We start from the raw sequence: 25,140 nt of genomic DNA, 5'->3' as shown, positions 1-25,140 counted from the left end.
TTAAAAAATGACGGATTCGGGGTTTAAAAGATGAAATCGTTCTTAAGTATTGCGTTATTATTAATCGCCGGCTTGGCTGTATCCATATGGATTGGTTTTCATACGAAGCTTTCAGAAGTTACACTGCCTTTTGACGATGATCAAAATGGAATTAATGATCAAGTAGTGATCAAGTTCAGCCATGTTGTTGCAGAGAATACACCTAAAGGGCTTGCCGCTCAGCGATTTGCAAAGCTTGTTGATGAGAAATCCAATGGCCGGATAAAAGTTGAAGTGATTCCAAACGGCGGACTGTATTCGGATCAAGAAGAACTTGAAGCCCTAAAGCGCGGAGATGTTCAAATGATAGCACCTGCCACTACGAAACTACGCACAGTCTCTCCTAAGTTTCAGGTGCTGGATCTCCCTTATGCAATGCCGAACCATGAAAGCATTATTGAAGCATTAAACGGTGACATCGGCAAAACGCTTCTTCGGTCTATTGAAAAAGACAATATGAGAGGACTCACCTTTTGGACGAATGGCTTTAAGCAGATAACAACGAACGATGGACCAATTAAAAAACCCTCTGATTTAAAAGGGCAGACTCTCCGTATCATGCCAAGTCCTGTCTTGGAAAAGCAGTTTCAGCTGGCTGGCGCAAAAGCGGTCGGCCTAGATTTTAACGAAACTTACAAATTGCTAGAATCCGGTGAGCTGAATGGTGAAGAGAATACGATTTCTAATATCTACTCGAAAAAGTTCTTTGATGTTCAAAGTCATCTTACATTCAGCAACCATGGTTTCCTAGGCTACGCCGTTATCATGAACGAGGATTTTTGGAAGAAACTTTCTAAGGATGAACGAGAAATCCTCTCTGAATCTATGAAAGAAACGACAGAGTGGAACCAGACCCATTCGTTTGAGATGAACAAAGAGCAGCTGCGCTTGATTGAAAAACAGTCAGGCATTGAAATAAATACCCTGACAGATCAAGAGAGGAAGATATGGTCAGATCAGTGGGAGCCGGTTTGGAAGGAGTTTGAAGAGGAGATCGGTACCGAATTAATGAAGAAGATGAAGCAGTTACGAGCAAAACATGGCGATTTTTAAATTTGAATAGATTAAGAGCTGGCTGCTAAGCCGGCTTTTTCTATTTTTACGGTACGTGTTCTTATATCTATTACACGTTCGCCCCAATTGTTTCGGTTTTCGCCCCAACTACCTTGAGTTGCACCCCGAGTACCTGATGTTTCGCCCTGTCATTCTTTGGTTTCACCCGATGAAGCTTTAGTTTCGCCCAAAGACCTTATTTCCACTAAAAAAGCTCACAAACAAGCATGATGTTTCGGTCAGCTTTCATCATTAATTACTCTTATGTACTCATTTACACATTTTTCGCATATACAACGGCTATTATCCGGCGATTTTTCCAAAAGCTCGGAGGGAATGGTTATCGTCATGCACCAGCATGATTCCGGTTGTTCACCGTTTGAGATCGCACAGTTATTTACCCCGGTACAGATCGGACATACTTTACTCTCTTTGAAATATCCTCGGCTTTCCATTTAACCCTCCATTTTTTATTCCTTTTTATCTCTATACTATCAGATTTGCAAACTTTCTTACTGCATCTTGTATACAGATAGGCATTTCTAACTGTTTTTTCCAACTAAATAGTTCGTACCTTCGTAGCTAGGTTCATTTTTTACAAGTCTGTAAAATGAAGTTAATAGAATGATTGTAAAATAAAAGCAGTTTTAAGTTCATCGATAGAAAAATAAAATAATGGAGGCGTTGATGATGAAAAGACATGGAAACAAGAAGTTTCTTTCTCTTTTTTCAGTAGTCATTGCTTTAGTGATCAGTACCTTGGCATTCATTCCCCCTCTTCTGGCTGCCGGTGATGGTTCCTGGTCAAGCCCGTACTCAGTATCGCAAGCCAATTCCAATCAGAACAACAGTGTAAAAACGGTTCAAGGCTATGTGGTCGGGCAGCCTACTGCTACCAATACCGTCGTAACAAGCAACTATCCGAACGACTATGCGCTCGCACTAGCGGACAGTGCATCGGAAACAAACACGGCCAACATGGTGTATGTTCAAATTCCTTCATCGTTCCGTTCAGAATTCGGCTTACAATCGAATCCAAATTTAAAAGGACAATCGATTAAAGTTACCGGGAACTTAACCGCTTATTTTTCACACGCCGGGGTAAAGAACGCAACTGCTATGGAAAAAGCATCAGGTACTGACCCTGGAGATCCCGGTGACCCAGAAGATCCTGGTGATCCGCCACCTTATGACGATTCTTATTATGATTCAGCCAGAGGAAAAACAGGTGCAGCTTTAAAAACAGCTCTTCACAACATCATCGACGATCACACTGAACTTTCCTATTCTGAAGTTTGGGAAGCATTAAAAGAGACTGATGAAGATCCAAACAACAGCAGCAACGTAATTTTGTTATACACTGGCCGTTCTCAAAGCAAAACAACGAACGGAGGCAACGTGAACGACTGGAACCGTGAACACGTTTGGGCAAAATCTCATGGCGATTTCGGAACGACCATGGGACCAGGAACAGACATCCACCACCTTCGTCCGACTGATGTAACGGTAAACAGTTCAAGAAGCAACCTTGATTTTGACAATGGAGGCACACAGCATTCTGAAGCATTAGGAAACTATTATGACAGTGATTCGTGGGAACCGAGAGATGCAGTAAAAGGTGATGTTGCACGAATGCTGTTCTACATGGCAGTACGTTATGAAGGCGACAGCGGCGAGCCGCAGCTAGAATTAAACAACAACGTAAACAACGGAACGGCTCCATATCACGGTAAAATGTCTGTACTGCTTCAGTGGCATTTAGAAGATCCTGTTGATAACTGGGAGCGCAATCGCAATAACATCATCTATAACGATTATCAGCACAACCGAAATCCGTTCATCGACCATCCGGAGTGGGTTGAGGAGATCTGGTAAACAAATAGCAAAAACGCTTGGACTAAAAAATCCAAGCGTTTTTTTACTTTATTTTTGGTTTAAACTGTTAGCAATCCGCGGAAACCCCTTGCAGCATAGTAGGAATCAGCTCCATTGTGGTATACGAAGACATGTCCGAAACGATAATCGCAAAAAAGAGCTCCGCCTAGTTTTCTTATATCTGAAGGGGTTTCTACCCAACTGGACGTTTTCTTATCAAAGTTTCCAAGTTTCTGCAATGCTCGATATTGGTCTTCCGTTAAAAGTTCAATGCCCATTTCAGCTGCCATATCAATAGCGCTGTTTTCTGGTTTATGTTTTTTTCTCGCTTCCAGTGCTTCACGGTCGTAACAAAGACTTCTGCGGCCTTTAGGACTCTCTGCCGAACAGTCATAAAAAACGTATTCATCATTCTTTTTATCGTAATCAACAACATCTGGTTCCCCTTCAGTTCTTTCCATTTCATTGAGTGACCACAGCTTTTCAGAATTAGCTTCCAGCTTTGCTTGGACTTTTTCCCACTCAAGATCTTTATGACGGTCCATGTTTTTCTCAAAACGGGTTTTCAATGTTTGTAGTAATTCTTCACGCTGTTCGAGTGACAATTCCTTTTTACCGGTAGTGGTTGTCATATTTGTTCCTCCTTATTGTTTAGCTCATATTTTTAATTGCGAGATAAGAATCCAACTGCGATGTCCTTAAAAAGATCTGCTTCTTCGTAGTGTGGAGTATGACCGCTATTTTCGAAGATATAAACTTCCCCATCTATGGCATCTTTCCTAAAGATTTCGAAGTGTTTTTCACAAGTAGCCGCATCGTATTTTCCAACAGCCAGCAGCATAGGGTTCGTTATCTCTTTAATTTTAGGAAGCAGAGACTTGAAAATCTCCCCTTCTTCTCTTAATAAGTTATAGTGTATTTCTGACCGATCATAGAATTCATCCCACTCTTTTTCCGAGTAGAACGAGTAATAATCCGTGGGATTGTTATGATTATGTCTATATATCTCCATTCTGTTTTCTCCCAGTTCATCACTTAGTTCCATATATTTTTCTGTTAGTTCACGAATGGACAAATCACTTTCTGCAAGAATTAACCCTTTATCATGCAATTCAGGTTTCCCGTGTTCTTTTAATAACCTGGCTGTTTTTCTAATCAAACTTCTCGAAGTTAGTTCAAAATCAAAGGTAGGACCTTCAAAAATCACCTTGTCTATAGATTCAGGATATTTTGAAACGTACAAAAGTGAAAGGAATCCGCCAAAAGAATGTCCAATCACTGACCATTTTTCAATATTGAGGTGCTCTCTCAGCGCTTCGCAATCTTCTACAAGATCATTTAATCCAAATTCTTCGTTCTCATGGATAATCTCTGACCGGCAAACGCCTCTTTGATCAATAGCTATCAATCTGAAATGTTCTCCCAATCTCTTAGATTGATGATATGAAAAATCGTGACAGCTTTCTCCTGGACCACCGTGAAGATATAGAACAGGTGGTTTATCCAACGAGCCAATGCATTCTACATAAAGTTTTTTTCCTCTGATCTCAATTAGTTCTCCACTCATGTTATCCCCCTTTTCTAACCATTTCCAATTATACAGAAAACCCCTCCTGTATGGAAAAAGAAGGGGTATGAATCTTAAAATCTATCAAACTACATAAACACTTCAAAATAGAACAGGCATATTCCGCACGCAGCCCATGAGACCATAGCAAATACGGTGACGATCATATTTTCGGACCAGCCATATTTTATTCCGTAATGGTAATGTATTGGAGTAAAGCGGAACAATTTCTTTTTCGTCCGTTTAAAATAAGCTACTTGGATGATAACTGATAGCTGTTCGGCAAGATAGATGATAAATAGGATTGGAATCAAGATTTCTACGTTTTCAATGATTGCGAGAAATGATAACGTCCCTCCTATCGCTAAAGAACCTGTATCCCCCATAAACGCTTTTGCCGGATATAAGTTATAGATCAAAAAACCAAGAATGGTCGCGATCATCATTAGACAAAAAGCTTTCACTTCCATATTCTCCGTGATCACGAAGAAAAAGAAGTATGTAGGGATTGCTACCATGCCCAGAAGCCCGTCCATCCCGTCAGTAAAATTGATCGCGTTGGCGGTACCTACAATAAATAGTGTGATAATCACAAGGTAAGGAATGTATGGCAAGACAATGTGGAAGGATTCCGTCACCCTGATGCTTGTATCAATGTTGAACAGATCGATTCCAATATATAAAAGCAAAATCGTAAATCCAAATTGAAAGATAAGTTTTGTTCTTCCTGACACCCCGCCAGGATCTTGTTTTGACGCTTTCCAAAAGTCATCAAGAAAACCGATGAAACTAAATAATATAAATGTACCTACCAAAAAGAGCATGCTGGGACTTGTGTAATAAAACAAAGCGACTATGATTCCAACGAAGAACACACTCCCCGCCATGAGGGGTGTTCCCTTCTTTTCTTGATGATCTGCTGGGAGTTCCACTCTAATTGGCTGTGTTAATTTTAATTTCTTTAAAGTGAAGATCAACATAGGTGCTATAAGAACCGTTAATAAAAACGTTATAAGTGCAGGGGTTAGCTGTAGAAGCACGATAATCTCCTTTCAAGTTTGCCATTTATATAGAATTCGATAAAAGGCAAAATGTTCCTTCAAAATAAAAAGGGGTCTGTCCCGGGACAGTCCCCAAACAATTCTGACAATTCTATAGGTCCTTGTGCTGTGGGTCTTCTGAGTGATGGACAGTCCTATTCTGGATTGATACTGTAATAAAGTGTAAGAATTTTCAGAATAAGGAGATGTGCATATGAGAGGAAAACGTGTTTTAGTTTGTACCATGCTAAGTACAGCCATGCTTTTATCCAGTGTAACCCCTGCAATTTTTGCCGAAGATTCTTCAATCAACAATCAAATAAAACCAGGAGACTGGAACCGTCCTGTTCAGCCGTCTGCTGTCCTTCACCCGGGAACACCTGAAAGCGCTTCACTCAAAAGAGAGCCGCTTCAGAAGATCGATTCTTTTATCGAGAGTGAAATGGAGAAACGGACGATGCCAGGTGCGGTTGTTCTTGTTGCACGCAGCGGAAGCATCGCAAAGCATGATGTTTATGGGTACTCTGCTCTGTATACCGATGATCAGTTTACTGAGATGGACAACCCTGTAGAGATGAAAAAGGATACTATTTTCGACATCGCCTCCATCTCAAAGCTTTTTACTACAACTGCAGCGATGCAGCTGTATGAACAAGGAAAATTCGAGCTGGATGATCCTGTAGGAAAATATATTCCAGAGTTTAACGAGAACGGAAAAGAATCGGTTACGATCAGGCAGATCATGACGCATACCTCTGGTTTCACAGCGTGGATACCTCTTTACAACATGGGAACGAAACGTGAAGACAGGTTGCAGATTGCGTTAAAATACCAGTTAAAAAATCAGCCTGGCACTACTTATACATACAGTGACCTGAATTTAATCACACTTGGCGTTTTAGTTGAAAGATTGTCTGGTCAAAGACTTGATGAGTTTGTAAAAGAAAACATCACTGAGCCGCTCGGAATGAAAGATACGATGTACAACCCTCCTGCTGAACTTCGTGACCGGGTGGCAGCTACCGAATATCAGCCGAACATCGGACGAGGCATGGTTTGGGGCAGTGTTCATGACGAAAACGCATGGAGCCTTGACGGTGTAGCAGGTCATGCCGGAGTTTTCTCAACTGCGAAAGACCTCGCAGTTTTTGGCCACATGATTTTACAAAAAGGAAAGTATGGTTCGACTCAAATTCTTGAGCCAGAAACTGTTCGCTTATTAACTGAAAACCAGCTTCCTCAATTCCCTAGCAACTCACACGGACTCGGCTGGGAATTAAATCAAGGCTGGTACATGGACTCGTTAGCAAACGAAGAGACTCTTGGTCATACGGGATATACAGGAACGTCAATGGTCGTATCGCCGAAAAATCAAATGATCGTTTTAACGTTAACAAATCGTGTCCATCCATCTCGTGCTACCGTTTCGATGAATCCAATCAGACGTGAAGTGGCTCGTCTAGCTGGAGATTCGATATCAGTCGCTATGGGACAAAAAGATAAAGCATGGTTTGCGGGGTATGGCGACAAACTTGCAAAAAATTTAACTTTTAAACTTGAAGAGGATCAGAATACACTTCACTTCCAAAACTGGTTCAGCATCGAAACTGGCAGTGACAAAGGGCTGGTTCAGGTTTCTGAAGACGGTGAAACGTGGACGAACTTGCCTGACGTTTACACAGGTAAGGATGAAAAATGGTCGCGCGAAAAAGTAGAGCTTCCTGATGGAACACAATTCGTTCGCTTCCTCTATCAAACAGACGGTTCTGTAAACGGCAGAGGCTGGTATGTAGATGATGTGTACGCTACGGATTCTGAAGGAAATAAAGAGAGATTAGAAGTAACCGAGAGCCAGTGGGAACAGCGCAGCTGGTAAAAGCATGAAGCAGCTCTGCTTTTTGTAGCAGAACTGCTTTTATTTTTTTGAAGGGATAAGACACATATTGCCGAAATATGTTGTTAGAAATTCATAAGGAGAGATAACAATGAGCAAATCATTAATTCATGAGATGCATTATTTTAGGATACCTGTCTTGGACCTTCAAGAGTCAATAACATGGTACACAGAATGTTTAGGATTTCAATTAAGGCATAGCGATGGAAAGCTTGCTGTTATAGAACTGAAGTCCGGTCCATTACTGATTTTAGTACAGGGAGACCCGGATTCCAGAGGGCATTTCACCATAAACGGACAAGCCGAGTTTTCTATCGGATTTACATCTTCAAATATCAAGGAGCTGCATACATATTTAACAAATCAAAATGTGAAAGTAGATGAGATGCAAGAAGACAACGGGCACAGCTATTTTCATTTCTTTGATCCTAGCGGAAATAAACTCCAAGTACACAATTAATTCAAAAAAGCAGTCACACCTAACGGTGGACTGCTCATTTCTCTTTACTCTTATTCCTAATATGCTGCTCGGTCATAATGGCAAGATAGGCTACAGACAGAAAACCGATACCTCCAAAAATAATAGCTATCGTATCTAGTTTTTCTAATTCAAGATTAATAAACATCGAAAGAAAGCTGAAACTTATAACAAAAAGAGCTAACCAATGTGAATATCTTTGAAAGAACTTCTTCATTCTGTACTAATCCTCTCCGGCCGCGTATACACATTCATCGAGTCACCCCTGATAAATCCAACCGTCGTAATTCCGAGTTCTTCTGCCGACTGCAGGGCAAATTCTGTTGGCGCAGATTTGGACAGCACGATCTCGCATCCGATCTTCGCTACCTTCAACAAGATCTCTGATGAAATTCGCCCGCTGAAAACAAGGATCTTATCCCCTATGAAAATATCATTCTTCAGGCAATAGCCGTAGATTTTATCAAGAGCATTATGGCGTCCAATGTCCATCCGGCTCAGCACGATTCCGTTCACATCACAAAGTGCTGCGTTATGAACACCGCCTGTTTCTTGAAAAACACCAGCTGTTCCCTGCATCTCCTTCATTAATCGAAAACAGTCCTCAGGCGTCACTCTCACCCGGACGTCGGTCATGCTTTTTGCTGTGAGTGCATCATTCGCAAAGACAAATCCTTGTCTGCTCATCCCGCAGCACGAGGTTATGTATCTTTTATTCTGCAGGTTTTGATAAAGGGGATTGAGCTTGTCCGTCGTCAAATGAACATAGCTACCATCCTCTTGCACCCAGATGTCTTTAATATCTTTATAGTTTCGTATAATGCCTTCAGAGGCGAGATAGCCGACAACCATGTCTTCTATGTATTCGGGACTGCAAACCATCGTCACGAATTCTTCCCCGTTAATTTTAATAGTCACCGGAAGTTCAGTCACAATGGTGTCTTCAACTTGAGACATCTCGCCATTTTTAAAATGAAAAACTTCACGCTTTGTTACAACAGGTTTCATGAGTCGCGTTCCCTCCTTAAGCGATGGGTTTATCGAAAACAAATACGGATACTGCCATGTCCTCATCTACTTTAAAATCTGAAAACAGATAGACAAACTTTGCACCCGTCACATCTTCTAATCCTTCAGGCGGTGCTGTTGCATAAATATCCTGGATCAGGCGCGTTCTAGCCGCATGAACCATCTCTTTGCCTTCAGATGTTCTCGCAATAAACTTCTCAGTCGGAGTCAAGTTTCCGTACATAGTTGAGATCGCCATATTTTCTATAAATACCGTATGTATTTTCTCCGGTCCTTTTCCTAACAGGTTCTTACGCAGCTTTCGGATAATATCATTGAAGTCGTGTACCTTTTTAGACATTTAAACCATCACCACTGTTTCTCCATTTTTTACTAATCATACATGATGTACTTACTTTTCGCACGTGAAAAATTCTTATTATTGCTATGCAGCTTTTTGTTTGAGACTAGATACTTTTTACGGTACGTGTTCTTTTATTTATTACATGTTCGCCCGGTCTAGGTGGAGTTTCACCCTTCAGAAGGCTCGTTCCACCCAATATGACTTACTTCCACCCCGAAACTTATCCGTTTCACCCGATGCGCCCTTGTTTTCGCCCCATGGCTCTCTTTACCCGAAAAAACTCCATTAAAAAGTAGTTCAAAGTAATATCACTACTTAAAAATAACGAGTTTTGAAGATTCATTGTTCTTTTTCTATGAAAACGCTATAATAAGAGAAGAAAAGTTGGATGCGGGAATAACCTTTTTATTCTTCTTCCCTCTTACCGAATTACATAATATGTTGGACTGGCTCAATAGTAAGCCCTGCTATTAAACTATTCCACCATGATACACATTTTCTGTACTTCATAGAATCTGTGCTTTCGTGGTGGATTTTTTTGTACTTTCATAATTGAAAGGAAGGTCTAAAATGGATAAAATGATTCAAATCAAGATCGACGGAAAGGCGTACGAAGCTCCGTCAGGCACATCTATTCTTGATATCATCAACAACAACGAATTGCCTCATCCGCAAATCTGCTACACCCCTCAAGTTGATCCAATCGAGACGTGTGACACATGTATCGTTGAGGTAGATGGCAAACTGATGCGTTCGTGCTCGACGATGGCACTAGACGGCATGAGCATTGAGCGCTCCTCCTCTCGAGCGAAGGATGCACAAAATCAGGCGATGGACCGCCTCTTGGAAAATCACCTTCTCTATTGCACAGTCTGTGATAACAACAACGGAAACTGCAAATTGCATAACACGGCTGAACTGATGCAAATCGAACATCAGTCTATTCCCTATTCGCCAAAAGAAGAAACGGTGGATATCGATATGTCTCACCCGTTCTACCGTTATGATGCGAACCAGTGCATCACGTGTGGACAATGTGTTGAGGTGTGTCAGAACCTGCAGGTAAACGAGACACTTTCGATCGACTGGGAACGTGAACGCCCGCGTGTAATTTGGGACGCTGGATCGAGTATCGATGAGTCCTCTTGTGTCAGCTGCGGCCAATGCGTGACGGTTTGTCCGTGTAACGCACTTATGGAAAAATCCATGCTCGGTGAAGCCGGTTTCATGACCGGATTGAAGGAAGATCTTCTTGAGCCGATGGTCGAACTTGTAAAAGAAGTTGAACCAGGCTACAGCGGTATTTTTGCTGTGTCTGAAGTGGAAGCTGCTATGCGTGAGACGCGTACGAAAAAGACGAAAACGGTTTGTACGTTCTGCGGTGTTGGCTGTTCGTTCGAAGTATGGACGAAAGGCAGAAAAATATTAAAAGTGGAGCCGAGTGAAGGTCCAGTAAACGCGATTTCTACGTGTGTAAAAGGGAAATTCGGCTGGGATTTCGTTAACTCTGAGGAACGCCTGACTACACCTCTTATCCGTAAAGACGGCGTATTTGTTGAATCCACGTGGGATGAAGCACTAAGCCTAATTGCGAGCAAGATGGGTCAGATCAAACAAGATTATGGAAGCAACGCCCTAGGCTTTGTATCTTCGTCTAAAATTACGAACGAAGAAAACTACTTGATGCAGAAGCTCGCTCGCCAAGTATTTGGAACGAACAACGTGGATAACTGCTCGCGTTATTGCCAGTCGCCTGCAACAGACGGCTTATTCCGTACAGTTGGAATGGGTGGTGATGCCGGTACGATTCAAGATATCGCTGAAGCTGGACTTGTGATCGTAGTCGGTGCGAACCCGACAGAAGGGCATCCGGTACTCGCGACTCGCGTGAAACGTGCACACAAACTTCATGGTCAAAAACTGATCGTTGCTGACCTTCGCAAACACGAACTCGCTGAACGCTCTGACATTTTTATCAGTCCAAAGCAAGGAACCGACCAAGTGTGGCTCATGGCCGTAACAAAATACATCATTGACCAGGGCTGGCACGATCAGAAATTTATTGACGAAAACGTTCACTATCTTGATGAATTTAAAGAAGTTTTAGAGAAATACACGTTAGAATACGCCGAAGAAATTACTGGCCTATCTCAAGAGATGCTTATTGACGTAGCGAAAATGATTCGTGACGCGGATGGCACATGTGTCCTTTGGGGCATGGGAGTGACACAGAACACGGGCGGAAGTGATACGTCAGCTGCCATTTCGAACCTCCTTTTAGCAACTGGAAACTATCGCCGACCTGGTGCTGGAGCTTATCCGCTTCGTGGACATAACAACGTTCAAGGCGCTTGTGACATGGGTAGCCTTCCAGCATGGCTGCCTGGCTATCAGCACATTACCGATGATGTTGCCCGTGCAAAATTTGAAAAAGCGTATGGTGTATCGATCGACGCTAAACCAGGAAAAGACAACATCCAAATGGTAGAGGGAATCGGGAAGGGCGAGATCAAAGCGATGTACTTAGTCGGTGAAGATATGGCTTTAGTGGACTCCAACTCGAACCATGTCCATGACATGCTGTCACAGCTTGATTTCTTCGTGGTTCAAGATATTTTCTTATCCAAGACGGCTCAGTATGCAGATGTCATTTTACCTGCTGCTCCTTCACTAGAAAAAGAAGGAACGTTTACGAATACGGAACGCCGTGTACAGCGATTGTATCAAGCCTTGCCTACAACTGGCGGGTCACGACCAGACTGGGAGATCATTCAGGCGATCGCAATTCGCATGGGTGCGGATTGGAACTACTCACATCCTAGTGAGATTTTTGCTGAGATGGCATCACTTGCTCCATTGTTTGGTGAAGCGAACTATGAAGCCCTTAAAGGCTGGGGCAGCTTCCTTTGGGGAGACTTCAGCGGAAAGAGCACACCGCTTCTTTATACAGAAGGCTTTAACTTCCCTGATAAAAAAGCACGCTTTGCCCTTTCTGATTGGATGCTGCCGGCAGAGTTCCCTGAAGAGTTCGATCTGAATATTAACAACGGACGTATGCTCGAGCACTTCCATGAAGGTAATCTGACGAACAAATCGAAAGGCATTCAGCATAAAGTGCCTGATGTTTTTGTTGAAGTGTCGCCTGCTCTTGCTGAAGAACGCGGTTTGATTGATGGTTCAGTTGTCCGGCTCATCTCTCCATTTGGTGCAGTAAAATTAAATGCATTGGTGACTGACCGTGTAAAAAATAACGAGCTTTTCCTCCCTATGAACTCGGTGGATAACGAAAGTGCCATCAACTTCTTGACGGGACCTGCCGTTGACCACCGCACGCATACGCCTGCTTATAAGCAGACCAAAGTAAGGATGGAAATCATAAGCCGTCAAGGTGAAGTGAAGCTCCCTGGCAATAATCCAAGGAATAAAAAGCGACATCCTCAAAATGGCGCAGAAGTACAGCGAAAATGGAACCGTCCTGGCTATGTCCATCTGACGGATGAAGTATAGGAGGACTGATTCAATATGGCACAACCGATTACAGTCGTTAAGAAGAATGTGAAAACAGAAGAACAGATCCAGAAAGAAAAACTCGCTGAACTCCAAAAAGCCTTAGCTGAAAAAGATGCCGCCTTAACAAAGGCGCTTGATTTTATTGGAGAGCTCGATAAAATCGGTGCGTTGGAAGCAGCGAATGCGATGCTTGAAGCAAAAGACAAGATTGCCAGCATCGCACTCGGCCAGGCTTCACGCGAACCGGTAACGAACATGATCAACAACGTGATGGGTGCCGCTGGCGTTTTAACGAAGATGGATCCAGAAGCAACAACAAAACTGCTCGACAGCGTCGTATCCGGTTTGAAGCAAGGCGAAACTTTTGTGGAAAGTGAACAAAAGATTGGCGCATTCGATTTAGTGAAATCACTCAAAGACCCTGATATTAACCGAGCGATCGGTTTTGGCCTTCACTTCTTAAAAGGCATGGGACAGGAATTGAAGAAATAAAGAAGAGATGACCCTCATTTTCAGGGTCATCTTTTTTGTGTTCTTACTTAGGTTGTAGTTTGTCGAAAATCAGATAAATTTAGTTATGTGGATATTTTGCGGAATATCCCGGATACCCCATTAATACCAAGGTGAATTTAGAATTCCCCTGTAAAAAATGCGATTAAAAGTCAAGCAATGATAGTAACCGCTCTTTACCTACTGCATGCACCAACAATGGAATTCGAGGACCACTGTTGTTATTCAAAATGAGCTGATAAATGATTTGAAACAACCTTTTTTGGTTGTTTCTTTTCACTTTTGGATTATCGTCGTGGCAAATATCGTACACGTTTCTCATCAATTCTTCGTCTAGCGCTGGACCATTTTTCAACACTTCGGTAAAACCATGCACCCATTCTTTCTCCACACTAGTCAACATCTCATAATAAACATGGTATTTTTGATTATTGATATTCAATACTTTTTCTGGACACCAATTTCGCAGCCAATACTCCGCTCGTTCACAAACTTTCTGAATTTCATCTAAAGAAAAAGCTTCCCCTATTCTGTTTAGCACATCTTTTACTAGCAATGCATCAAAGTTTACAAGGGGCAAGATGCTGGCTACTTGAGCGAATTTTGGACCGTTTAACAGTTTTTCTTTTTTAACCGAGAAATATAAAGCAGCCTTTATCTCTTCTTTTAATTGAGCTGGATCAACTTCTCTAAAACGCTCATATTCCGTATAGTTTCGAATGACATCCTCATCCAAACCAATATGAAAAGCAGAATTCGGTTGATATTTAGCAAACATGAACAGAATGATTTCCGGTGTGTATACCCTTAATAATTCTTCAGGAGTGATGTTGTTCCCTGATGAACTCGACATCTTCTCCCCAGTCCCTTTTATACTGATAAATTCATAAGGCTTATAAGTGGGTGCTTGGTGGTAAAAAATCTCAATGGCAATTTCCTTTGATACCCGATAACTTCCAGTTTCAGAAGAGTGATCTCTCCCACCTGGTTCAAACACAACATTCTCAACCATCCATCGCATCGGCCAGTCTACTTTCCAGTTTAATTTCATATTGGTTGCTTCCATGATCTCTACTGTGTTCGAATGACCGCATGAACACGTATAGCTTAAATGACATTCTTGAAAGCTTGTAATACTCACCGTATCTTTTCGGCAGCGATCGCAATACACATTTACAGGATAAAAGTTTTCTCGTTCCTGTTCATTTGGCTTTGCCGTTTTATAAGCCATCAAAATATCGTAGATCTGTTTTCTGTTTTCTAATACATGCAAAATCTGAACGTTGTACCTTTTTGCTCGATATTCTTCGCTTTGATAAATGAATTCTGGAACAATACCAAATTGTAGGAGCGACTCTTCAAACTCTTTTTCAAAATGTTCCGCATATGTGCTATGGCATCCAAATGGACAAGGTATCTCAGCGTATGGCATTCCGATGTATTGTTCAAAAGAGGGATCCAAATTCTTTGGCACTTTTCTAAAACGGTCAAAATCATCCCATGAAAAAATGAAGCGTGTTTTCTTCCCCATCTGCTGCAATGCTTTTACTACAAAATATGTTGTAACAACTTCACGAAAGTTACCGATGTGTACGGAACCCGATGGACTGATTCCCGAAGCACAAACAAAAGTATCGTGATTCGGATGTTTTCTAATTAATTCTTCTGCTATTCGATATGCCCAATGCATCTTTCATCACCTCGTTAGTGACAGTTCCAATGAGTGGAACCGGCTTTTACTATTACCTCACTGGGTATTCCTACAAGGAATCCCACGATAAATTGAAATAATCGCACGTTAATTGGCTTTTTTCTCACGTTAATTACAAAAATCGCACGTTATTTTAAAAATAACCACAAGTCGACTAATTCTGACAAAACTCACCGCTTTGATACCCTGCCAAGAAACAACAAAAAAGCCCTCACCCCCAAGATTGTTCATCTTGAGGACGAGAGCTTATAAGCATTCGCGGTACCACCTCAGTTTGTTAACATGTCGCCATGCCAACCTCTTCAGGTACGGCAATGAAAAATAATTACTCGCATATACCCTATCTCTGTAACGAGAGATCCCGTTGTAGTATCAGCAAGGTTCCCCTCGCATCCGTACAAAGCTCGGAGGCTTTTTTCATTAAGACGATTATTGCTCTTTCACACCAACCAAGAGCTCTCTGGAAATAATACAGCTTAATTACTCGTTCTCTTCATAGCCAATTATTGTTAAATTTTTATTAGTATACGAAGATTTCTTACAGATGTCAAAGGCTTTTTGCAAAATATTGTTCAAGCGTAGATTCCCATCCTATTTGGGAGTTGGATCCGGGCAATTTATTAAGAATAGCATTAGCAGCAGAGTCAATCCCTTCGCTCGTATCCACTTCGATATCATAAACTTCACCCTGCTTATGCACATAGTTCAGCTGTGATTTTGCCTGTCCAACCGGCCTGTCCCCTCTGTCTTTCTCTCTTTTTTCAAGTTCAGTAAGTGAGCAATGAACACCGACAAATAATACAGGATAATCCTTCAATATTTCATAACAATCCTTTGTTGTATCTTCGTTATGTAAAATTTGATCAACGACTAGATTAACGCCTTTATCAGAGAACATCGCAATGTTGCGATGAAAAAAATGTTCGGTTGGAACCGGAATCAGATGATCGCTATCCCGGGCCTCCATCTTTTCGATAATGGTGTCAAAATCATCAATACTGAAGTGAAAATAATCCGGCAGCTTTTTTACCAATTCTTTTGCTAAAGTAGATTTTCCTGGACTGGATACACCATTTAATAAAATAATTTTCCCCTTGTTCATTTCCCCTCTAAAAATCCTTTTATAATGATGATGACTTATTGGTACTTTGAATAAAATGTTCATTCAGTTTCTTAATTTCTTCTGTCTGTTTCAATATATTATTGTTAACTTTTCTAATTGCATCATAAATGGCAAACATGGCTGCAAAAATTAATATCAATAATAAGTAATCCATTTTATCATCTGCTTTCTTTAATAAACTATTAATCTCCGCTGTTATATTTTTCCGGCAGAAGCTCCATCACATTGCATTTCACATTCTTTCCGTGATACGGCAAGATAACCATCGTGTCTTTACCATAGTCACTGATTAGTTCACGGCACATTCCGCATGGCGCGACGACCCAACACTTTTCTATATCCTCGTGCGGATGAGGATGCGCAACAGCTACAATCGTTTCGATATCATGATCGCCTTCAGATATTGATTTCCCTAGCGCTATCGCTTCACCGCAAACCGCAATTCTGCCTACGTTTGCTTCTAAGTGAACACCTGCATGAATTCTTCCTGATTTTGTACGGACTGCCGCTCCAATATGATGCTTGCCGTATATGTAATTTTTTTCGATGACTTGTTCAGCTGCACGAATGAGTTCGTGATCTCTTTCTTCCAAATCTATTACTCTCAGCATCTTATCTCTCCTGTTCATAGGAAGAGGTGAGCTATAACGCTCACCTTCAATTCCCACATTATGTTAAATTATGTGATGTTGCCACTTTTTTATGTGATTGACCGCAGAAATTATGTGATGAGCCGCTAAAATTATGTGATCAACCGAAAAATTGATGTGAGATTAAGATTCGTATTGAAATTCTTCTCTTAATAGCCCCATCACAATGGTGTCATAGTACTTTCCATCAATAAAAGTATCTTCTCTCAGACGTCCTTCGATCGTAAAACCGCATTTTTCATAGGAACGAACCGCACGCGTGTTGCCGCTCCACGTATCCAGTTGAATCCTTCTTAAATTCATCGTCTTAAACAGATAGTTGATTAAAGCTTTTAGCGCATCTGTTCCATAGCCCTTGCCCCACAGCTCTTTTTCTCCAATTCCAAGACCGACTACGCACCGCCGTGAAACAATATCAAGATTCCGATACCCGATCGAACCGATATGCCGCGATTCTTCTCCGAGGGTATAAATCGAGAATTCTCCTACCTCTCGCTTATCAATGGTACGAATATCTTTTTCATAGCTGGCTTCAATTTGTTCGAGCGGTGTATGACTATATCGATACATACCAGAACCCGCTTCCAGCCTTGCTGTTTCTTCATCGTTCCGCCAATGGTACGATCGTTTATGGTCTTCTAATGATACCGGCCGCAACTCTACTTTTTCCCTGTAATCATGGGGGTGATCCCTTCTTTCTGTTTGTTTTCTAGTAAACTTCTTTTGAAAAATTCCAGCAACAACATATACCAAAGACATCACCCCCTCTCACTCTCGATCAGTTATTTTAAAAACGGCCTGATCTTCGGAAAAATTTTCACCGCCGTATTGTAAAAAACATCCTCATGATGCTCCTCAGATATGATCTCCTTCACAAAATCGATGTACGGTTGGATTGGCACGAGGGGCCAGTCTGTTCCGAACAAAAACTTCTCATAGTTATCCGTAAAAGTCAGCGCATGCTTCAGGTGGTTAAAGAACCTCGGAGAATCTTTGTATCTATTAATATCGTCTCTCGTTCCAACGACTAGCCCGGAGAGATCCGCGTACATGTTGCGATTCTTGTAAACTACCTCGGCTCCGTCCAGTGTCCACGGGTCACCGAAATGAGCCATCATAAAATTCACATCGCGGTGCATTACAGCTATTTCATCCAGCGTTAACGGATGAGAATACTTCAGCAATCCGCGCTCTGAATATGTGTCCCCCGTATGAAACACAACCGGCAGACCGTATTTCGCCGCAAGCTTATACACCGGCTGGTACACTTCATCATACGCATAGAATGGATAATAGCCTAAGTAGATTTTTAAACCGACCACTTCCGGCTTTTGCACCGTTTCTTCAAGTTCTGCTAGTTCCTTCTCACCTAAATGATGCGGATTGATGCCTGCACAGTACACGACGTTCTCAGGAATTCTATCTTCTAAATCGATTCCCATCGGTGTAGCAGTCAAGGGGTCCGGAAACCCCTCAACTTCTTTCTCTGTTAGGCCCATCGCTATGCCGAGCACTACGCCCGCTTCTTTATATTCTTTTATAATTCCGTCATAGGAATAGTCCAGTTTGGACAGATCATTCGCTGTTTGTTTAAAGCTTTCAATGTTCGAATAATGCATATGTGCGTCGATGATTTTCATGGACTCTCTCCCTTGTCGATGTTAGCAAAAACGAATCTTCTTTAAATCTTCTAGAGCTGTGTCTGGAACTACCTTATTATTGAAAAGATAAAATACTGGCGCTGTAAAATGCTTAGAACCATGCGCTAAGTGAAGTTTCTCAGCATAACCAAGCTCAATTACTTCTTTGTTGATATAAGAATCCACAAATGTGGCGTTTTTATTAGCTACAATTTGAAGAAGATTCTCGTGATCATCACTACCGAACACAACGCTTCGATCAACCGCCATCTCCTGTTCGCCTTTTCCTCCATAAACCATCGCCCATTCACCTGTTTCACTTTGGAAGCTGGCCCAGTTCTTTGTGAGTTCAGGTCCCGAATTTAAGAAGCATCCGGTATAGAAATTCTTACCCTGCAGATAATTACCCATCGTTTGAACAATTTCTGAAGTGTGGCAAAGAACTGGAACCCCCGGCAGCATTAAGAAGTACTGATGGATCTCAAGCCCCTTAAAGGTTTCATGCTTTTCGTATTTTGTGGATATCTTCAAGCCCTTCCACACGTTTCCTTTGCTGTCCTCTTTCTCAGCAAACGCTACGGTACTTTCCTCTTTTAAAAGAGAGTTCAGACTCGTGCCTTCAACAAGCCCTACGATTCCTCCAAACCATGGATTCCACCAGGATTTCGGAGCCGGTTTTGGAAATGGTGAATCCATCCATTCCTGACCTTTGTACGTTAGAGAAAACAAACTTGGTGCAAATTGGCCAGAAGCTGAAATCTTAATTTCTCCGTTTTCAACAGACAAAACTTCTAAATCACTCTTAATACTCTTCTCGTAATAAACCTGTGTGTCCTTCATGACAAAAGCCGCAGTTTGACGCGTAACATCGATAGAATCTAAACTCATTTTGGATGTTAAAACGTGAACCGGTTCCTCAGCAGCCAGCGGAATATCAAACGATGCACTCGTCATCTCCTCATCTGAAGCGAACAGGTGGCTTTGCAGAATTTCATCGTCCAGCTTAATTTCAATCATGCCGTTAAAGAACGCTGATTTATAATCTTTAACTACAGCCTTTACTTCAGTCCCGCTCACAAATGGGTTCCCATCATTGATGGAGAACGTCATATGATTCGTAAGGCTCGTAGCAGGCATATTGCTCTTTTGCACCGCGTATTCACGGAACGACTGCCAGTCATGAAATGCACCGATTGAAAACACAACCGGTTTGGTCTGTACCGTTTGATGTGCAGCTAATTTTCCAGCGTTGTGTTCAAAATACATAAACCATGAAGCAAAATGAATGCTTTCGTCTTTTGACCATGAGATCCCTCGAGGATTGTTCTGTCCTCTTAAGAAGATCCAGTTTTCAGAAAGATTTTGGCTTTTCCAATAGTCCAGAAAAGATCCCATCGAATCGTTAAGTTCCAAAATTTCTCCCTCATAAGGCATTATCGCTCTCTCTAAGAGACGGCTAAAAATTGGATTGTTCAGCCAAACTTCTTCTGCTGTTTCTGTGTCTTCTGTATTCGTGATCTCAAAATGCTGCTCAACCAAACCTTCACTGAATAATTTCACAATGGAAGCAAGCTCAAGACCAGGAAATGCATTTGAACGATAGACAGCCTTCATACCAGCATATCCCTCTTCCAAGATCGGCTCCACACGCAAGGGACGAATGCGTGACAGTTCTTCCGAAAATGGTTTGCCGAGCTTCGGACTCATCAATGCCAGTTTGTAGTCTTTACTTCCTTTACCAGGCTTGATCCAGTTGTTGAATTTCTCATGGATTAAATGATATTGACTGTTGTACACGTGATAATAATCATTACATTCTCCTGTAAATTTTGTTCCGATCCCTTTTAAGGCGGTTCCTATTTTCTTTGAGAAAACCACAGAGCTTCCATCTTTTTTCGTTGCTGTAATCTCTAGATCAGCTGAATAGAATCCATGCTTGATCAATGAAAAATTCACAGGTACGGATTGTTTTGCGTTCGGTGCTAACGTAACAAGGAATTTGCGGTTTTCCATATCGATTAATTCTGATTCAGGCAGTTCAAAGGAAAACGCTGCCTCTTCATTAAAATTATTTTCTAGATCCATATAGAACGTCGATGAGTTCCCTGCAAACGTCAATGCATCTGAAAATTTACAGCTCAGATTCAATGGGAATTTGGGTCTGATACCCACTTTAAACAATGCTTTTTTACCGTTGATTGTCAGCATTGCAGATACTGTTGGATGTGTCCGCCAAACGCTCTGTTCTTCATCGATCGGATTTACTGTAAAAGGCACTTCAATGGTCTCTTCACCTTTTACCGTTGTCTCTCTAGAGACCTGAAACTCGATATTTTTGTCGTTCATCCCTTCAATCGCTACCGTTAATGGTTTGCCTGACTTATTGATAACACCATATTGGATCTTATATTCTGAACCAAATACAAGATTAAAGTCTTCAACTGTAGCAGAGATCAGATAGTCATCCGTTTCAATTAATCGGAGTCCCCTTCCAAAACGTTCAAACTCCATTCTTAATTTCTCTTGGTTCTTTGTTTCCCAAGAGTACTCATAATAATGGAAGTTATTGTCCTTATTTCCATCAGGTAAAACTTCAATCTTTCGGGTGCTGCTTTCATACCAGTTAACTTTATTGAAAAAATCTGTTATTGCCTCGGTTTGCATAACGGACGCCATGAAGTTCATGAGGTGTGTTGTGTCATCACGATCTTCCCAAAAGAATCCGCATTTTTTATAAAGCGGAACTGCTTTTGTATTTCCGGGCCACGTATAAAGGTCGAGACGCGGCCACTTCATTTCAATCGCTCTCTCAAGTGCTTTTAGAACAAGCTTCTTACCTATCTTTTTTCCATGGTAATCTCCACTCACGTTTAAAAGAGGAATATAAAGCGCGCCTTCATCTTCGCGGTACTCACCTAGGCTGCAATAACCGACGACTTTATCGCCATCAAGGGCTAAGTATAAATGGAGGTTTGTTGAGTTTGCTTCTTGTTTTAAGACTTGTTCTTCTGTTCTGATGGTGTTGCCGCCGCCCCAGCCGTCACGACTGTTGTTCCACATTTCAGCGACTTTTCCCGCGTAGCTAGGATCATATTCTACGATTGTAATTTGATCGATTACTGATTGTTTTATTACTTCCATTTTTGTTGCCTCCAGTCGTTTTTTAATTCCTATGTTTTAGCGATTCCACCTTTTATCACGCGATTTTCTGAACTGTATCATCGTCAGCACCCCTTTTATAAAAAATAAAAAAGGCCACCAGAATGCTGATGACCTTTTGGATACACTAAAAAATGCACAAAAAGGCCCCAGAATGCATACACATCCTGGGGCTCCGATTCACGTAACTAAAATTAAACGGATACCATATAGAAGGTTGTGTATTGGACGTTAATTGTTTTCATCGTTTCATAATTAAATTGAATCATGTCCAACGCCTCCTTCATTTGAAATATTTTCCTTACCTAAAACATTGTAATTCATATGGGTAAAAAAGTAAATAAAATTTTCAGAAGTTTTTAAATTATTTGCTATTGCCTAGAAAATTGAGTAAATTGATTTTCATTTTTATAACAGTTCATAGACGGTTCGGTTTGACTCATAGGGCATTCCTTTTGGCTCATAGAAATCCGTTTGGTTCATAGAGCTTTTATTTTGACTCATAGATTCCAAAGCTTGACTCATAGAGTAACTAGTTAAGTTCATAGACCTTATGTTTCGGCTCATAGACAGATACTAAAGGTTTTTACAAAGTAAAAAGCCAACAAGTTAAACCGCAAAAGTATCTGCTACCGGCTCACCTTATTGACTTCTTGTAAAAATGATTTAGTTTTTAACCGCCAAATGAATACGCGGGGCTTCCTTTTACATCTATCTCTATTTTAAAGAGACCTCCTGTGAGCGGATATTTCTCCAGCTCCTCTTCCGTCATATTTTTTCTTGCTGTCGTGATATAGAGTGTCTTCAAGTCAGCACCACCAAACGTGCATGATGTAACATTCAGTGCTGGAATTGGTATCGAGATCAATTGTTCGCCAGTCTCAGGATTCCAGCGTGAGACTTGTGCGCCAGCCCAATGCGCTATCCAAAGCATTCCCTCATCATCAATCGTCATTCCATCAGGATATCCTTGTCCTTCTTTAAACTCGATGACAGCAACCGGATTTTCTATTGCTCCGGTTTCCCCATCATAATCAAATCGAGTTACCTTCTTGGTTGGCGTATCGATTAAGTACATGAATTTATGATCAGGCGACCAAGCAAGGCCATTGGATATCGTAAGGTCTCCTACTTTCTTTTCCACTTTAAAATCCGAATGTAAACAGTAAAGCGATCCCTTCCCTTGCTCTTCGCTCAAACTCAATGTCCCCGCCCAGAACCGACCGTACGGATCACATTTTCCATCATTAAATCGATTCTCTGGCAGCTGACTTTCCGGATCAACAATTTCAGTTAACTGTTCGGTCTCTAAGTCCAAGAAATAAAACCCTTTTTCCAAAGCAAGAGCAAGTCCGCCAGATTTCCTCGGAACGACGGTCCCTACTAACTGATTCACATCAATCTCTCTATTTTCATTCGTCTCTGGATTGTATATATTCACTGTTTCACCTAAAATATTCACCCAGTACAATACACCATTTTGTGAGTCCCAGCATGGCCCTTCGCCAAGATCGGCTTTCACTGGCAAAACTAATTCTGCTTCATCTTTCAATACTAAAACCTCCTGTTTGCAATTCGTTTCATCTATCCCCTTCATTCCCTAAACTCACCATATATATGATATCGATTATAACATTTCTAAATCAGAAAATAGTTATGGAAACGCTGTCAAACTTGTTGTAAAATTAAACTTCCGCTCATTTTAAAATAACAAAATATGTTAGGAGCTGATTTATGGAAACGCTCAAAGCCTCTCATTTATTTAAAGTGTATCTTTGGACATTATCTTTTTTGAAGCCTTATAAATGGCTTTTTTCTCTCGTTATTCTTAGCAGTATTTTTATCACGGGAATTGAACTCTTAATCCCGAAATTCATTCAATATTTTATTGATGTGATCGTGCCAGAAAAGAACACTAAACTATTCTTCTCACTTTTAGGCGCAACAACTGGATTGCTCGCGATCATGATCTACCTCAGCACAGTAAGAAATAACCTTCAGCGCATTGTACAAGAAAAAGCTTCAAGAGACATACACTTCAATATTTTTTCGCATCTTAGAAAATTAGGGTTTTCCTATTTTGAAAAGACCCCTATCGGAGATACCCTTTCCTTAATGAATACAGAAGTAACTGCTGTTCAAAATCTATACCGCCAATTCATTCCTTTTATGATTCAAGAAGCTATCTTCTCAATTATCGCGATCTTTATTCTTTTTACGATGAATGTAAAACTTGCACTAATCATCATTCCTGCATTTCTTCTGTATTATTTAATCGGTCCGCGCTTTGAACGAAAAGCATCCCTTCTTAGTAAAGAATTAAGTACGAACCGGATTGCACTAAACAAGAAAATCTATGAAACAATCAGCTCATTGCTCGAAGTGCGTGCCTATTCTTCTGAAAAATGGGAGTACGGCCGGCTGAACGATAAAGTAATTACCTATAACAAGAGCATGATTAAAGCCTATCTTTATGCTTATATCCGTGGAACCGTCCGTCGCCTATCCTATTATGCAGGGGCTATCGCGATCTTAATCTATGGGTCTATCCTTGTGCGTTCTAACAGTCTTACTGTCGGTGAGTTTTCTGCATTTTTATTATACTATTTTACCGCTATGCACCGCTTAACCGCTGTTATCACCTCAATGACTGAACAAAGGGTACTCATGTATCAAGTGGATAAAATCTATCAAATGGTCAATATTAAACCTGACGTGAACGATCCTGAGCGGCCATCATTATTATCAGAAGTAAAAGGACACGTAGAGTTCGAGGACGTTCATTTTCGCTATCCTGCTTCAGACGACATTTTAAAAGGATTCAATTTAAATGTTAAACCTGGTGAAAGGATTGCTTTTGTCGGTACGAGCGGAAACGGAAAATCAACCCTTCTAAAACTATTAGGCAGATTTTATGACCCTAGCAAAGGTGATATTTTACTAGACGGTGTTTCTTTAAAAGATTTGAAGCTTTCTCAAATCCGTGATTCTATCGGCTATGTCTTTCAGGAGACTTATCTCTTCGGTTCGAGTATCCGTGAAAACATTCGTTTCGGTAACCCTGATGCAACGGATGAACAAATTGAAGCCGCCGCCAAAGCGGCATATGCACATGATTTTATCCTGGAACTTGAGAATGGTTACGACACCTTAATTGGTGAGCGGGGCATCAAACTTTCTGGCGGACAAAAGCAGCGAATCTCGCTTGCGAGAATGTTTTTGAAGGACCCAAAAATCATCCTGTTAGATGAAGCTACGTCTGCTTTAGATAACGTGAGCGAAGTTGAAGTTCAGCGTGCATTGGATACCCTTTTAAAAGGAAAAACAACCTTCACGGTAGCTCACCGCCTTTCAACGGTACAAGATTATGATCAGATTGTTGTCATTGAGCAAGGTAAGGCTGCTGAAAAAGGAACTTATGAAGAATTGATGGCTCGAAAAGGCATCTTTTATCATTTATCTGAAGGACATCATGGGACACAGCTCCCTATTGCTGAAAAAGAAATCGTTTAATTGGAG

General features: G+C 41.2%; 21 protein-coding genes and 1 other annotated feature. Of the genes, 7 read left to right on the top strand and 14 right to left on the bottom strand.

Features of this window, described 5'->3' with window-relative positions; all coding sequences use genetic code 11:
- The first annotated feature begins 30 nt into the window (after nucleotides 1-30).
- Nucleotides 31-1,092 carry a DctP family TRAP transporter solute-binding subunit gene (locus ABE41_RS05435; protein ID WP_066287281.1) on the top strand — a complete coding sequence of 354 codons (1,062 nt, stop codon included), beginning with the start codon at nucleotides 31-33 and terminating at the stop codon, nucleotides 1,090-1,092.
- Nucleotides 1,093-1,331: 239 nt separating this feature from the next.
- Here ABE41_RS05435 and ABE41_RS21505 read toward each other — a convergent pair whose 3' ends face one another.
- Nucleotides 1,332-1,547 carry a cysteine-rich CWC family protein gene (locus ABE41_RS21505; RefSeq protein WP_083207673.1) on the bottom strand — a complete coding sequence of 72 codons (216 nt, stop codon included), beginning with the start codon at nucleotides 1,545-1,547 and terminating at the stop codon, nucleotides 1,332-1,334.
- 235 nt (nucleotides 1,548-1,782) lie between these two features.
- Here ABE41_RS21505 and ABE41_RS05430 point away from each other — a divergent pair, with 235 nt between their 5' ends.
- Nucleotides 1,783-2,967 carry an endonuclease gene (locus ABE41_RS05430; RefSeq protein WP_066287280.1) on the top strand — a complete coding sequence of 395 codons (1,185 nt, stop codon included), beginning with the start codon at nucleotides 1,783-1,785 and terminating at the stop codon, nucleotides 2,965-2,967.
- A 59-nt stretch (nucleotides 2,968-3,026) separates the two neighbouring features.
- Here the strand turns inward: ABE41_RS05430 and ABE41_RS05425 are convergent, their stop codons facing one another.
- From ABE41_RS05425 to mraY, 3 genes are all read right to left on the bottom strand, one after another.
- Nucleotides 3,027-3,599: a DUF4256 domain-containing protein gene (locus ABE41_RS05425; RefSeq protein WP_066287278.1), complete on the bottom strand. Its 573-nt coding sequence runs from the start codon at nucleotides 3,597-3,599 to the stop codon at nucleotides 3,027-3,029.
- Nucleotides 3,600-3,631: 32 nt separating this feature from the next.
- Complete coding sequence (locus ABE41_RS05420) at nucleotides 3,632-4,534, bottom strand: alpha/beta fold hydrolase (RefSeq protein ID WP_066287276.1); 903 nt, start codon at nucleotides 4,532-4,534, stop codon at nucleotides 3,632-3,634.
- An 89-nt stretch (nucleotides 4,535-4,623) separates the two neighbouring features.
- A complete protein-coding gene (mraY, locus tag ABE41_RS05415) occupies nucleotides 4,624-5,574 on the bottom strand; it encodes a phospho-N-acetylmuramoyl-pentapeptide-transferase (protein WP_066287274.1) in 951 nt (316 codons plus the stop codon).
- Between the two features lie 214 nt (nucleotides 5,575-5,788).
- On the opposite strand from mraY, the gene ABE41_RS05410 reads away from it, so the two are divergent.
- Entirely contained in the window at nucleotides 5,789-7,450 is a 1,662-nt protein-coding gene (locus ABE41_RS05410) for a serine hydrolase domain-containing protein (RefSeq protein ID WP_066287273.1), read from the top strand.
- Nucleotides 7,451-7,559: 109 nt separating this feature from the next.
- Nucleotides 7,560-7,928, top strand: a complete 369-nt coding sequence (locus tag ABE41_RS05405; RefSeq protein WP_066287271.1) for a VOC family protein — start codon at nucleotides 7,560-7,562, stop codon at nucleotides 7,926-7,928.
- Nucleotides 7,929-7,962: 34 nt separating this feature from the next.
- On the opposite strand, the gene ABE41_RS05400 is transcribed toward ABE41_RS05405, so the two are convergent.
- The 3 genes from ABE41_RS05400 to ABE41_RS05390 form a co-directional block, all read right to left on the bottom strand.
- A complete protein-coding gene (locus ABE41_RS05400; RefSeq protein WP_066287269.1) occupies nucleotides 7,963-8,163 on the bottom strand; it encodes a hypothetical protein in 201 nt (66 codons plus the stop codon).
- Nucleotides 8,160-8,903, bottom strand: coding sequence for a formate dehydrogenase accessory sulfurtransferase FdhD (gene fdhD / locus ABE41_RS05395; protein ID WP_437435469.1), 744 nt, complete (start codon nucleotides 8,901-8,903; stop codon nucleotides 8,160-8,162). The genes ABE41_RS05400 and fdhD overlap by 4 nt, the downstream gene beginning before the upstream one ends.
- Nucleotides 8,904-8,970: 67 nt before the next feature.
- The gene (locus tag ABE41_RS05390) at nucleotides 8,971-9,315 is read right to left on the bottom strand and encodes a Na-translocating system protein MpsC family protein (protein ID WP_066287265.1); all 345 of its coding nucleotides are present in this window, start codon (nucleotides 9,313-9,315) and stop codon (nucleotides 8,971-8,973) included.
- A gap of 582 nt (nucleotides 9,316-9,897) precedes the next feature.
- Here ABE41_RS05390 and fdhF point away from each other — a divergent pair.
- The gene (gene fdhF, locus ABE41_RS05385; RefSeq protein ID WP_083207925.1) at nucleotides 9,898-12,825 is read left to right on the top strand and encodes a formate dehydrogenase subunit alpha; all 2,928 of its coding nucleotides are present in this window, start codon (nucleotides 9,898-9,900) and stop codon (nucleotides 12,823-12,825) included.
- Between the two features lie 15 nt (nucleotides 12,826-12,840).
- Nucleotides 12,841-13,320, top strand: a complete 480-nt coding sequence (locus ABE41_RS05380; protein WP_066287261.1) for a helical membrane plugin domain-containing protein — start codon at nucleotides 12,841-12,843, stop codon at nucleotides 13,318-13,320.
- Between the two features lie 163 nt (nucleotides 13,321-13,483).
- Here the strand turns inward: ABE41_RS05380 and lysS are convergent, their stop codons facing one another.
- The 7 genes from lysS to ABE41_RS05345 all read right to left on the bottom strand — a co-directional run bounded on the left by lysS (nucleotide 13,484) and on the right by ABE41_RS05345 (nucleotide 23,173).
- Entirely contained in the window at nucleotides 13,484-15,028 is a 1,545-nt protein-coding gene (lysS, locus tag ABE41_RS05375; RefSeq protein ID WP_066287259.1) for a lysine--tRNA ligase, read from the bottom strand.
- Between the two features lie 252 nt (nucleotides 15,029-15,280).
- Nucleotides 15,281-15,555, bottom strand: a binding site (T-box leader).
- Nucleotides 15,556-15,596: 41 nt separating this feature from the next.
- A complete protein-coding gene (locus ABE41_RS05370; RefSeq protein ID WP_066287258.1) occupies nucleotides 15,597-16,151 on the bottom strand; it encodes a chloramphenicol phosphotransferase CPT family protein in 555 nt (184 codons plus the stop codon).
- Between the two features lie 203 nt (nucleotides 16,152-16,354).
- The gene (locus tag ABE41_RS05365; RefSeq protein WP_066287256.1) at nucleotides 16,355-16,783 is read right to left on the bottom strand and encodes a cytidine deaminase; all 429 of its coding nucleotides are present in this window, start codon (nucleotides 16,781-16,783) and stop codon (nucleotides 16,355-16,357) included.
- Between the two features lie 162 nt (nucleotides 16,784-16,945).
- The gene (locus tag ABE41_RS05360) at nucleotides 16,946-17,575 is read right to left on the bottom strand and encodes a GNAT family N-acetyltransferase (RefSeq protein WP_253805440.1); all 630 of its coding nucleotides are present in this window, start codon (nucleotides 17,573-17,575) and stop codon (nucleotides 16,946-16,948) included.
- A gap of 29 nt (nucleotides 17,576-17,604) precedes the next feature.
- A complete protein-coding gene (locus tag ABE41_RS05355) occupies nucleotides 17,605-18,462 on the bottom strand; it encodes an amidohydrolase family protein (RefSeq protein ID WP_066287254.1) in 858 nt (285 codons plus the stop codon).
- Between the two features lie 21 nt (nucleotides 18,463-18,483).
- Nucleotides 18,484-21,603 carry a GNAT family N-acetyltransferase gene (locus tag ABE41_RS05350; RefSeq protein ID WP_066287252.1) on the bottom strand — a complete coding sequence of 1,040 codons (3,120 nt, stop codon included), beginning with the start codon at nucleotides 21,601-21,603 and terminating at the stop codon, nucleotides 18,484-18,486.
- Nucleotides 21,604-22,294: 691 nt separating this feature from the next.
- Entirely contained in the window at nucleotides 22,295-23,173 is an 879-nt protein-coding gene (locus ABE41_RS05345; RefSeq protein ID WP_253805439.1) for an SMP-30/gluconolactonase/LRE family protein, read from the bottom strand.
- A gap of 182 nt (nucleotides 23,174-23,355) precedes the next feature.
- Here ABE41_RS05345 and ABE41_RS05340 point away from each other — a divergent pair, with 182 nt between their 5' ends.
- The gene (locus tag ABE41_RS05340) at nucleotides 23,356-25,134 is read left to right on the top strand and encodes an ABC transporter ATP-binding protein (protein WP_066287244.1); all 1,779 of its coding nucleotides are present in this window, start codon (nucleotides 23,356-23,358) and stop codon (nucleotides 25,132-25,134) included.
- Nucleotides 25,135-25,140: the final 6 nt, after the last annotated feature.

Source organism: Fictibacillus arsenicus, assembly GCF_001642935.1.
Lineage (GTDB): Bacteria > Bacillota > Bacilli > Bacillales > Fictibacillaceae > Fictibacillus > Fictibacillus arsenicus_B.
The sequence above is the reverse complement of the archived record's forward strand: the minus strand, read 5'-3'. Positions and strand labels throughout refer to the sequence as shown.